Here is an 11,959-nt window from a genome sequence, read left to right on the forward strand (position 1 = left end):
ACGCCAACGCCAACGCCAACGCCAACGCCAACCCCGACGCCGACGCCGACGCCAACTCCGACGCCGACGCCAACTCCGACGCCAACTCCGACGCCAACGCCAACCCCCACCCCCACGCCCGCCTCGTACAAGCCGAAGATCACCTACATCCCCGAACCCGCGGGTTATCCGACGACCGCGCAGTTCAACGCCGCGGAGAAGCAGCTCGTCGACCAGACCAACGGTCAGATCACGCTGATGCGCGACGCCTTGCGCGTGCTTCCCGACGCCGACGTCGACGCGGTCGTGCCCGGACGCGCCGCCAATCCGTCGAACGTGAAGCGCGTCGAGTCGATCGTCAACGAGCAGAAGTTCGATCAGCTCTTCCCGGTGCGCGACACGAAGTACTCGTACGTCAACTTCCTGCGCGGCATCGCGAAGTTCCCCGCCTATTGCGGCGACTACACCGACGGACGCGATGCGCTCGCCATCTGCCGGAAGCTGCTCGCCACCTCGTTCGCGCACTTCACGCAGGAGACCGGCGCGAACTGGCCATCGCTCACGCCCGCGCAGGTCCGCTCGGGCTATCCGACGCACAACAACGCGGTGCTGACGAAGATGCCGCAGGACACGCCGATTCCGTTCTGGCAGCAGGCGCTGTGGTTCCTGCGCGAATCGGGCTATCAGGAAGGCTCGGCCGTCGGCGCGTATCAGCAGTGCATTCCCGGCTCGCACGCGACCAACTGGGTCTTCTATCCGTGCGCGCAGAACGCGTCGGGAAAGTATCTCGACTACTTCGGGCGCGGCGCGAAGCAACTGTCGTGGAACTACAACTTCGGCCCGTTCTCGGCGGCGCTGTACGGCGATCCCAACGTGCTGCTCGACGATCCCGGACGCGTCGCCGACACGTGGCTGAACTTCGCGTCGGCGGTCTGGTTCGCCGTGACGCCGCAGACGCCGAAGCCGCCGATGACCTGGGCCATCGACGGCACGTGGAAACCCAATGCCGTCGATCTCGGCAACAACATGAAGCCGGGCTTCGGCGCGACGGTGTTCATCATCAACGGCGGCATCGAATGCGGCAAGGGCGGCGCCGAACAGCCGCAGGTCACCAACCGCATCAATGCGTACAAGGAGATGGCGCGCGAGCTCGGCGTCACGATTCCGCCCGACGAACCGCTCGGCTGCGCCAACATGCGCGGCTTCAACGAAGGCTCGGCGGGCGCGGTCAAGGCCTATCTGGACAAGGACTATTCGTGGGCGAACGGCAAGCCCGTCACCGGATGCAAGGTCGTCGACTATCAGATGCCCTTCTCGCTCATTCAGGCCGGCGACTACAAGGCGTGCACGGATTACTTCTTCCGCGGCAAGGTCGAGTACAACGGTCAGGTGGTGATCGACAACACGAAATAGGTCTGCCGTGCCGCTGCTTCATCGGCCGATGCTTCACCGGCCGATGCGGTAACGGTCGGCCAGCATCTTCACGCGCGAGACGTAGAGGCGCGTTTCGCTGTAGGGCGGCACGCCGTTGTACCGGTCGACCGTCGCCTCGCCGCTGTTGTACGCGGCGAGCGTGCGATCGAGATCGCCGCCGAAGCGCCTCATCAGCAACGCCAGATATTGCACGCCGCCGCGGATATTCTGCGCCGCGTCGAACGGATCGCCGACGTTGAAGCGCGAGGCGGTCGCCGGCATCAGCTGCATGAGTCCCTGCGCGCCCGCGCGCGAGACCGCGTTGGACCGGTACGCCGATTCGGCGTGGATCACGGCGCGCACCAGTGCGCTGTCGACGCCGAACGAGGCGGCCGCCGCGTCGATCTCGCGTCCGTACGCACGCGTGTCGAGCGCGAGCGCGCCGATGTTCACGTCGGTGGCGCTCGTGCACAGATTGCACGTCTCGATGAAATGCAGCTCGATCACCGATACGCCGGCTGCAACGCCGCGCGGCTCGCGCGTGAAATAGTGCCGCACGCCGTCCTCGACGTAGGTGTAGATGCGGGCCGTGGCTTCGCGCCGCCTGAGCGCGACCGCACGCGGCATCGCGGCGGGCGGCGCGGACGCGGACGCGCCCGCGCGCACCTCCGGCGCAACGGCGGACGAAGCAGCGCGCGATGTCCACTGCCAGTTCATGTTCACGCGGCTGCATGTCGCGTGATCGATTCGCTGGCTGACATAAGTGACCGAACTGTCTTCGGATTCGCATCGGAGCATCGATGCCGCCTCCGCGCGATGGCAGAGCATCACGCATGCGGATACGAGCAGCATGGCGATCGATCGGCGTTTGCTTCGCATTGCACAGAACATCCGGGAGCCGGCGGCGCACGCCAACGAGGCATGCGCGCCTGAACGAAGCATAGATCGCCTTGCGCGCGATGCCAGGAGAAATCGATATGCGCCGTGCACGCGCATCGCGCCTCGTGTCGTTTCACGCTCATCGTTGTGATCCACGCGCTTTTGTGCTTCCATGAATGCCTATTGCCTTTCCGTTCGCGCTTTCCGTCAATTACTTCACGTCATCCTCGCAAGGCCGCTATGAGCACGAATCCCCGTTTCGATGTCGCATGGAAGAGCTGGCTCGACGACAACATTCGCCGCGGATGCACGCATCAATCGCTGATCGACGCGATGATCGCCGCCGCGTTCCCTCCCAACACTGCGCGCCTGATCCTGGCGCGTCATCTCACGGGCGACGCGTCCGATCCGGACGACGAAGCTTCGCCCGACTACGTGTACGGCAAGCCGATGCTGCCGCCGGGCCGCGTCCTCAACGCCGGCGATCGGGAATCGCCCAAGCTTTTCAGCTGCGAGCAGCCGGTCGTCGCGCTCGTCGCCGACGTGCTGACTCACGACGAATGCGACCGGCTGATCGAGATCGGCCGGGCGCGCGTGCAGCGCTCGTCCGTCGTCGACCCCGACTCGGGCAACGAGATCACCATCCAGGAACGCAAGAGCGAAGGCGCGTTCGTCAACGCATCGACGGACTTGCTCGTCGATACGATCGATCGCAGGCTCGCGGAACTGTTCCGGCATCCCGTCGAGAACGGCGAGGACCTGCATATCCTGCGCTATGACATCGGCGGCGAATATCGCCCGCACTACGATTACTTTCCCGAGGAACAGGCCGGCAGCCGGCATCACATGCAGCGCGGCGGCCAGCGCATCGCGACGGTCATCTTGTATCTCAACGAAGTGCAACGAGGCGGCGACACGACGTTTCCGGAGATCGGCCTCGCCATTCATCCGCGGCGCGGCTGCGCGCTCTATTTCGAGTACGTCAACGAACTCGGACAGAGCGATCCGAAGACCCTTCATGCCGGCACGCCCGTCGAGGAAGGCGAAAAATGGATCGCCACGAAGTGGATCCGGCGCGGGCGCTTTCGCGCACAGGAGTAAGCCTCGCCCGCGCCGCCGCGCTCACTTGCAGGGGCCGACCTTCTCCCAGGCGCCGTCCGAATTCGTAACCGGATCGACGTTCGCGCTCCACCACTTGTTGCGATAGTTCATGCCGTTATAGCTGACGCTCGTCCCGGCATTCGCGTAGGTCTTGCTCGCGCTCCACGCCGGCGCGCACGTCAGCACGGTCTGGCCCGAACACGCGCCGAGGTCCTGCCACGCCTTGCCGTCGCCCGAATTGCGCGAAGGATCGTCGCCGTTCTCCCAGCGTGCGCTGTAGTTGTGGCCATTGGCCGAGACCTGCTCCTGGGCGCGGTAAGTCGTGCCCGCCTGCCAGCTGACCGCGCATGCTCCGCCGGTGCTCGGCGTGGGTGCGGGAGTTGGAGTCGGAGTCGGAGTCGGAGTTGGCGCGGGCGTTGGCGTTGGCGTGGGTGCGGGCGTGGGTGTCGGAGTGGGAGTGGGTGTCGGCGCGGGAGCGGGTGCAGGTGTCGGGGTCGGGGTCGGTGCCGGGGCTGGTCCCGGAGCCGGCGCCGGTGCGCCCGTATAGTCCATCATGAAGTTGTAGTCCGTCGGACCATCGACGTAGATTCGATTCGCCGACACGTCCTTCTGCGGAACGATGTTCCCATTGTTGTCGATCAGCCCGACACGCACGCGCTTCGAGTCCGTATTGACCTTTTGCGCCATCGCATACACCCAGTCGGCGGCGGCCGTGGTCTGCGGGGTCACGACATAGCTGATCGATTCGAGATCGTGCCCGTCGGGGTCGAACACGCGCAGGGTGATCTTCATACCGGACGGCTGATCCTGCGCCGATGTCGGCAGCGGACGCAATTCGCGCCAGGTGGTTTTCACGCCGTTGATGTTCACATCGCTGCACGCATAGAACGCTTCGGCGCTGTCGTTGCGCTGCCAGATCGTGTAGAGAATGCGCCGGCCGGTCTTGCCCGGGGGCAGCTTGCATTGAATCTTGTATCGGCCGTTGTCGAGCGCGACGCTGTTCACTTCGCAAAACGGCTTGCTATCGAGATCGGACCATTTCAGCGGTTGATTGAAGTCATAGCCATCCGACGTCATAAATATCTGGAAATAGCGTGTCACGTGCGGCGCAGTGGCGAGCCAGACGAAGGTGTAGTTGCCGCTCAGATCCGCTGAAATGGAGGTCGCCGGCCAGTCATTGCGAGCGAGATCGAGACCGTAGTAGTTGGTCTTGCCAGCGCTGCACAAATGACCATCCGGCACGAAAGCCTTGTGATTGCCGTCGGGAAGCTGATTCACGCCAGCCCAGTCGTACAGAAACGACGGACCAGCCACGGCTACTGCCGCCTGGCATGCGGCTGACTTGGGACTTTCCGGCCCTTCGAGATAACACGAATAAACGCGGCTGATGGGGGTTTCCATGGTGCCGTGCGCCGATACGGCACACGGCACGACCAATGGAACCAGCACCATGAGTACACTGCGACCGACTGCGATCATGAAATTCCTCTTCGCTTGTTGACGCGACATCGCACACGCCCTGCCGATGCCTCGCAATTCAAAATGGTTATACGTCGCACGCCAAAAACGGATTCAAACGATCAATCCGTTTATTTATTACGGCTTCCTAATCAATCAGATGTTGTCTGCGGAAAGCCGCTTTCATTCTACGTTCCCATCCGGGTATGAGCCAGCACGAACATGCGCGTGCAGACAACCCAATGGCGCGTTTCGTTCCCCGCATCAGTCGCGTGTCATGCCGTGACAAACCAGCGCGACGTTTCCGTGAATCGACAAGCTCCCTTATCATGTCGATCATTCACGATTCCGATTCGCCCGACGCCCGAGATATGATCATCCGCCCCCGACTGAACTGGTTCCGGCTGCTGTTCGTGTGGCGCGGTTCCGTGCTGCCGCAACTGCTGCCGCGTCTCGCGCTGATCTTCGCGCTGTCGGTGGCGGCTATCTTCATGCACGATCACATGCGCCACTATCCGATCGGGCTCGGCACGCCGCCGTTCGCGCTCGTCGGCATCGCGCTCGCGGTGTTTCTGGGGTTTCGCAACAGCGCGAGTTACGAGCGCTGGTGGGAAGGCCGCAAGTTGTGGGGATCGTTGCTCAACACGTCGCGTGCGCTGGCGCAGCAAGTGTTGTCATTGCCCGATCCGCGCGATCCGGTGCAAACGCGGCACTTTCTCGCGGCTTTGGGCGGACTGGCGCACGCGCTGCGGCATCAGTTGCGCGGCACCGATGCGCTCGCCGATCTTTCACCGCGCTTGCCAGCCGAGTTGTACGCGCGCGTGAGTGCGGCAACGTACCGGCCTGCGTCGATTCTCGTCTGGCTCGGCGAATGGGTCGCACAGCGCAAGCGCGAAGGCGCGCTCGACGGCTACGCCATGCTCGCGATGCAGCACAATCTGAACGCGCTGTCGGACGTGATCGGCGGATGCGAACGCATCGCGACCACGCCGCTGCCGTTCTCATACTCGGTGATGATCCATCGCACGATCTATCTCTTCTGCGTGATGCTGCCCTTCGGGCTCGTCGATGGCGCGGGTCTGCTCACACCGCTGTTCGCGCTGCTCGTTGCGTATGCGTTCATGGCGCTCGAAGCGATCGCCGCGCAGATCGAGGATCCGTTCGGGCTCGAAGAGAACGATCTCGCGCTCAATGCGATGTGCGAGACCATCGAGGTCGCGCTGCACGATATGGCGGCGGACCCGGCGTTCGCGATGCCGCCGAAGCCGCTCACACCGCCGCGCGATTTCATCCTCGACTGACATCGGTCGATTCGCTGCCTTGAAACTGCGGCGATTCGGTCGAATCCCATCTTTCGCCCTACGACACAGATAGTTTCGTGACAGCGGATGCGGCGCGCACACGACATCGTTCATAATCGTGTCCGATTCATCCTGGAGATTATGTTTTGAAACTGTTCTACAAGGCAGGCGCCTGTTCCCTCGCATCGCACATCGCCCTCGAAGAATCCGGGCTTCCTTACGAAACCGAAACCGTCGACCTCAAGACCAAGGTCACCGCGAGCGGTGCGGATTTCACCAAAATCAACGCGAAGGGCTACGTGCCCGCGCTGCTGCTCGACAACGGCGAGCTGCTTACCGAAGGCCCGGCGATCATGCAATACATCGCGGACCAGGTTCCGGCGAAGCATCTCGCGCCGCTCAACGACGCCATGGCACGCTATCGTCTGCAAGGCTGGCTCACGTTCATCGGCACGGAACTGCACAAGAACTTCTCGCCGTTCTTCAATCCGGCCGCAAGCAGCGACTGGAAAGCCGCCGCGATGGCCAATCTCGAGCGCCGTCTCGCCTACGTCGCGCAACAGGTCGATGACAAGCAATTCCTGCTCGGCAACGAATTCAGCATCGGCGATGCGTATCTCTTCACCGTGCTCGGATGGGCAAAGCACATCGATCTCGATCTGGGCAAGTGGCCCGCGCTCGTCGCGTATCAGGCGCGTGTCGGCGCGCGTCCCGGCGTGCAGGCCGCGATGAAGGCCGAAGGGTTGATCTGAACCCACTGCCCGAACAGCGGCAGCACCCGACGAAACGGCCTTCATCCGAAGGCCGTTTCCTTATCCGGACGATCCCGAGTCAACATCTCGATAATCCGCCCATCACAATACAGGAAAGCGAAACGGCGCCTTTTGCTATCTCAATTAAGAACCGCCCTATTCGCTTCCGAGCGCGCGCTTTCTATCATGTGGACACATCGACGCACTGCAATCATCCGGCTAGCCGGTCAGCGTCACCATCCATGTGAAATCAGGAGTGAAACCGCATGCGCAACCTGTTCAAGAAAACCGCCGTCATCGCCCTCGTTGCAAGCGCCGCCATGCTGGGCGCCGTTGCCTCTCCGAGCGCCTTCGCAGGCAGCAAGACGGCGACGTTCGACGTGACGCTGACCGTCGAGAACGACTGCTCCATGGCCGCCAATCCGCTGAATTTCGGCAGCACCGGCATCCTCGACAAGAACCTCGACCAGAGCGGCAATCTGTCGGTCTCCTGCACCAAGGGCACGCCCTACAATGTCGCGCTCGATGCGGGCTCCGCGAGCGGCTCGACTGTTTCGCAACGCAAGATGAGCAATGCGGCCGGCGACGCGTCGGTCTCGTTCAATCTGTATCGCGACGCGGCACGCACGCAACTCTGGGGCATGACCACCGACACCGACACGGTCTCCGGCACGGGCACCGGCGGCGAACAGACCCACACGGTCTATGGCCGGGTGCCGACGCAAGACACGCCGGCGCCGGGTGCGTATTCGTCGACCATCACCGCCACCGTCGTCTTCTGATTGTGTCGTTGAGCGAATCTTTCGTGCATCCCGCGTCGCGCGGGATGCTTGCCTCTCGGGCCATAAAGCTCTATCAATTGGATTGTCGGGAATGCGAAGGAGACCGGCAATGCAAAGCTCGCTACCGCGCGCCTGCGCGGTGTTTCTTTTCCTGCAATGCACGGCTTCGCATGCCGTTTCATTGCAGATCGCCCCGGTTTCGATCCAGCTGACGGGTACGGAAAACGGCAAGGTCGTCAACCTCACGAACGCCGGCGATCAACCCATTCACGCTCAGGTGCGCGCGTTCGTCTGGGATCAGGCCGATGAGCAGGACCGTCTCACGCCGACGCGCGAGATCATCGCGAGCCCGCCGATCGCGCAAGTGCCCGCGGGCGGACTTCAGGTCATCCGCGTGATGCGCGCGAGCAATGCGCCCGTGCAGCAGGAGCGCGCATACCGTCTGCTGGTCGACGAACTCCCGGCCAGCGACACGGGCACGGGCACGGGCACCGCCATTCAATTTCGCTTTCGCTACTCGGTGCCGCTGTTCGTTACGCCCGCCGGGGAAGCGGCACGGCCGAAGCTGCAATGGAGCATCGTCGAAAAGAACGGCAAACCGTATCTGCGCGTGACCAACAGCGGGACCGTCCATGCACAGCTGAGTGCCGTTTCGCTGAAGAGCGGCGCGTCGGACATCACGGTGGCGGCCGGACTGCTCGGCTACGTGTTGCCTGACCGCGCGCGAGCGTGGTCGCTACCCGATGCCGCTCGCGCATTGCGCGGCAAGTCGGCCGATGTCACCGCGACCGTCAACGGCAACAGCATCACCGAGTCGCTCACGGACGGCAACGAGCAGTGAGCACCCGAAACCGCGACAGGCATGGCTACGTCCGCCCTCGATGCCCGGGATGCGCCGCGCGCCGGCGCACGCGCAAGGTTGGGCCGGACGCTGCGCAATGGCATCCTGCTGATGGCGATGTCGGAAGCGGCCATCGCGCAAGTCGACATCACCGGCGGCTCACCCGCCGCATTGCCGAGTCTGGGCGGCGCGCCGGGCGTGGCCCCGCCCGACGAGCCTCGGGAATCGATTCAGCGACTTGTGCTCGAAATCGTCGTGAATCAGACGAGTCTCGGCGAGCCCTCGGATTTCGAGCTGCGCCACGGCCAGTTGTATGCCGAACCGCACACGCTCGAAGCAGCCGGTATTCGCGTGAACGATCTGAAGCCGGACGCCGACGGCTGGCTCGCGCTCGCGTCGATTCCCGGGTTGCACGCCACCTACTCGTCGGCGCGGCAGCAAGCGATTCTCGACGTGACGCAAGCGCGCCAGACTGTCCGGCAGATCGGCTACACGCTGCCGCCCACGCCGAAAGCGACGCCCGGCACGGGCTTCGTGCTCAACTACGACGTCGCCTACACGCGTCAGTACGGCGACGAACATGAGGACAATCTCGGTGTGTGGAGCGAGCAGCGCCTGTTCACGCCGTTCGGCGTCTTCGACAACACAGGCACGTATCTGAACGCGGGTGGCGATTCGAACCGCTATACGCGGCTCGATACCAACTGGACGTTTTCGAATCCCGCCAGGCTGTTCACGCTGACCGTCGGCGACGCGATCTCGAGTTCGTTGCCGTGGTCCCGCTCCGTGCGCTTCGGTGGCGTCCAGATACAGCGCGACTTCAGCTTGCGGCCGGACCTCATCACCTTTCCCTTGCCGATGTTCACCGGATCGGCCGCCGTGCCCTCCGCCGTCGATCTGTACATCAACGGATTGCGGCAATACAGCGGCGAGGTCGCGCCGGGCCCGTTTCAGATCGCGCAGGCACCCAGCCTGACCGGCGCGGGCGTCGCGCAGGTCGTCGTGACGGATGCGCTCGGGCGCCGCGTCACGACGAGCGTGCCGCTCTATATCAACGCCACGCTGCTCTCGAAAGGCCTGCTCAACTATTCCGCCGAGGCGGGCTTCCTGCGCGACGACTACACCTTGCGCTCGTTCGTCTACGAAAGCTCGCCGGTGTACAGCGGCACGCTGAGTTACGGCGTCGCGGACTGGCTCACGCTGCAGGCGCATACGGAAGGCGGTCAGGGACTCGCGAACGCCGGCGCCGGCGCCGTGATCGGCCTGAGTCACTATGGCGCGATCTCGCTCGCCTCGGCGGGAAGCAGAATCGGCGGGATGACGGGCGCGCTCCTGAGCGGCGGCTATCAGTACATCGGTCCGCGCTTCTCTTTCTCGATGCAGGCCACGCATGCGAGCGACGGCTATCGCGATGTCGCGGCGCTCTCGGGCACATCGCTGTTTCAGCATGTGTATCAGGTGACGACGTCGGTAGCGATCCTGCGGGCGCAATCGGCGACGGTGAGCTATATCGATTCGGAAGACAGCTTCTCGGGGCACGCGCGCGTCGTGACGCTCGCCTACAACGCGCAGTTCGGCAAGCGCTGGTCGCTGTTCGCCACCGTCTACCGCGACTTCCTGCAGAAGGATGTGTGGGGCGGATCGATCGGCATCACGCTGGCGCTCGGCCACGACATATCGGTCAGCAAGACGGTCGCGCAGTCGGGCGGCCAGACGACGCTGGATCTCACCGCCTCGCGCCCCGCCGACTTCAGCGGCGGCTGGGGCTGGTCGGTGCAGGCAGGTGCGGGCGCCGACTATCGGCACGCGTTCGCGGGTGCGAACTATCGCACGAGTTTCGGCGAATTCCAGGCGACGGCACAGCGCTTCAATGGCACGACGACCGGCACCGCCGAAGCGACCGGCGCGTTCGCGATCATGGACGGCACGGTGCTGCCCTCGCGCACCATCACCGACGGTTTCGCGCTGGTCTCGACGGACGGCGTGGCCAACGTGCCCGTGAGCCAGGAAAACCGGCCGGTTGGCGCAACCAACGCGCGCGGCTATCTGCTCGTCCCCGACCTGACGTCGTATCAGCGCAATCAGATCGCGATCGACCCGCTCGCGCTGCCCGCCGACGCCCGCATCGACACCACCCGGCTCAACGTCGCGCCCGAACGGCGCTCGGGGGTGCTCGCGCACTTCGGGATGTCGCGCTATCTGGGTGCGTCCGTGAGTTTCGTCGACAGCCAGGGAGCGCCGCTCCCTCCGGGGGCGGTGGCGACCCACGCCACGACGGGAGAAACGGCCGTACTCGGCTATGACGGCGTCGCGTTCTTCAGCCAGTTGAACCCGTCCAACGACGTGCGGATTCGCGGGCGCGGCACGGACTGCTCCGCGCGAGTGCCGTTCGATCCTGCGTCGGCGAGGGATTTGCCGCAGATCGGACCATTCGTCTGCGCGACGACGCCGCGCCAGCAGGACGACAAGTGAGGAGACCGGACGATGCGACTACTCGGCAAAGGCATGATCGTGCTCACGCTGACGGGCGCGATGCTGGCGTGGACATGCGCGGCACGCGGCCAGACCTGCTCGTTCTCCGTCGGCTACACCGACTTCGGCACGATCAACACGCTCGGCAACGAACCCGCGGACGTCGTTGGCGCGGTCATCATCTACTGCAGCGGCTACTCGACGCCGATGGTCCGCATGTGCCTGAACATAAGCACGATCGAGGACCGGAAGCTGACCGGGCCATCCGGTGCGACGATCAATTACAACCTTTACGTCGACCCCGATCACGTCAATGTCTGGGGATCGGTGCTCAATCCCGGCACGGTGCCCTATATCCTCGACCTTCCGGTTCACTCGAGCGGGAAGATCTGGGCGCAGGAACCGTTTTACGGACGCATCCCCCCGAGACAGAAGGTGCCGGCAGGCACCTACACGCACACGTTCTCCGCCGCCGATACTTTTTTTGTCTATGTGGGATACACCGGCACACCGCCCGATTGCAGCACCGCGACCACGCCGTCGCAGCCGGCGCCGTTCAATGTGAGCGCGACGGTCGGCACCAACTGCAACATCTCGGCGACGCCGCTGGCCTTCGCCGATACGACCTTGCTCGATCAGGCGCTGGTGGCCACCAGCCGGGTGAGAGTGACGTGCGTGTCGGGCACGTCGTTTACGGTCGCGCTGGACGGAGGGACGACCCAAGGCGGCACCATCGCGGCACGCAAGCTCGCGCGCACGGAAGGCGGCGCGGAAACGATCGACTATCAGATCTATTCCGATGCCGCGCGCGTCCAGATCTGGGGAGACGGCACGAACGGCACGGCGGTGGCGCAGGGGGTCGGCACGGGCGCCGCGCAGACGTTCACGGTGTATGGCCAGGTGCCGCCGCAGCCGGGCAAGGCCGCGGGGCATTATCACGACACCATCACGGCCACCATCGGCTTCTGAATCCGCTATTCA

10 protein-coding genes are annotated in these 11,959 nt (G+C 64.2%); 8 read left to right on the forward strand and 2 right to left on the reverse strand.

Features of this window, described 5'->3' with window-relative positions; all coding sequences use genetic code 11:
* The coding region (locus AWB78_RS29780) for a chitinase (RefSeq protein ID WP_062610166.1) at window positions 1–1,392 on the forward strand (1,392 nt) is incomplete at its 5' end.
* A gap of 33 nt (window positions 1,393–1,425) precedes the next feature.
* On the opposite strand, the gene AWB78_RS29785 is transcribed toward AWB78_RS29780, so the two are convergent.
* The gene (locus AWB78_RS29785) at window positions 1,426–2,244 is read right to left on the reverse strand and encodes a lytic transglycosylase domain-containing protein (RefSeq protein WP_062610168.1); all 819 of its coding nucleotides are present in this window, start codon (window positions 2,242–2,244) and stop codon (window positions 1,426–1,428) included.
* A gap of 267 nt (window positions 2,245–2,511) precedes the next feature.
* Here AWB78_RS29785 and AWB78_RS29790 point away from each other — a divergent pair, with 267 nt between their 5' ends.
* Window positions 2,512–3,372: a 2OG-Fe(II) oxygenase gene (locus AWB78_RS29790; RefSeq protein ID WP_062610067.1), complete on the forward strand. Its 861-nt coding sequence runs from the start codon at window positions 2,512–2,514 to the stop codon at window positions 3,370–3,372.
* 21 nt (window positions 3,373–3,393) lie between these two features.
* On the opposite strand, the gene AWB78_RS45385 is transcribed toward AWB78_RS29790, so the two are convergent.
* Window positions 3,394–4,773 carry a lytic polysaccharide monooxygenase gene (locus tag AWB78_RS45385; RefSeq protein WP_198399380.1) on the reverse strand — a complete coding sequence of 460 codons (1,380 nt, stop codon included), beginning with the start codon at window positions 4,771–4,773 and terminating at the stop codon, window positions 3,394–3,396.
* A gap of 428 nt (window positions 4,774–5,201) precedes the next feature.
* On the opposite strand from AWB78_RS45385, the gene AWB78_RS29800 reads away from it, so the two are divergent.
* From AWB78_RS29800 to AWB78_RS29825, 6 genes are all read left to right on the forward strand, one after another.
* Window positions 5,202–6,131, forward strand: a complete 930-nt coding sequence (locus tag AWB78_RS29800) for a bestrophin family protein (protein ID WP_062610170.1) — start codon at window positions 5,202–5,204, stop codon at window positions 6,129–6,131.
* 146 nt (window positions 6,132–6,277) lie between these two features.
* A complete protein-coding gene (gene gstA, locus AWB78_RS29805) occupies window positions 6,278–6,883 on the forward strand; it encodes a glutathione transferase GstA (RefSeq protein WP_062610071.1) in 606 nt (201 codons plus the stop codon).
* A 266-nt stretch (window positions 6,884–7,149) separates the two neighbouring features.
* Window positions 7,150–7,665, forward strand: a complete 516-nt coding sequence (locus tag AWB78_RS29810; protein ID WP_062610074.1) for a Csu type fimbrial protein — start codon at window positions 7,150–7,152, stop codon at window positions 7,663–7,665.
* A gap of 109 nt (window positions 7,666–7,774) precedes the next feature.
* The gene (locus AWB78_RS29815; RefSeq protein WP_062610076.1) at window positions 7,775–8,506 is read left to right on the forward strand and encodes a fimbrial biogenesis chaperone; all 732 of its coding nucleotides are present in this window, start codon (window positions 7,775–7,777) and stop codon (window positions 8,504–8,506) included.
* Window positions 8,507–8,527: 21 nt separating this feature from the next.
* Window positions 8,528–10,978: a fimbria/pilus outer membrane usher protein gene (locus AWB78_RS29820; protein ID WP_062610078.1), complete on the forward strand. Its 2,451-nt coding sequence runs from the start codon at window positions 8,528–8,530 to the stop codon at window positions 10,976–10,978.
* Window positions 10,979–10,990: 12 nt separating this feature from the next.
* Window positions 10,991–11,947 (forward strand): Csu type fimbrial protein, encoded by a 957-nt coding sequence (locus AWB78_RS29825; RefSeq protein WP_062610080.1) that lies wholly within the window; start codon window positions 10,991–10,993, stop codon window positions 11,945–11,947.
* Window positions 11,948–11,959: the final 12 nt, after the last annotated feature.

The organism is Caballeronia calidae, assembly GCF_900044055.2.
GTDB lineage: Bacteria > Pseudomonadota > Gammaproteobacteria > Burkholderiales > Burkholderiaceae > Caballeronia > Caballeronia calidae.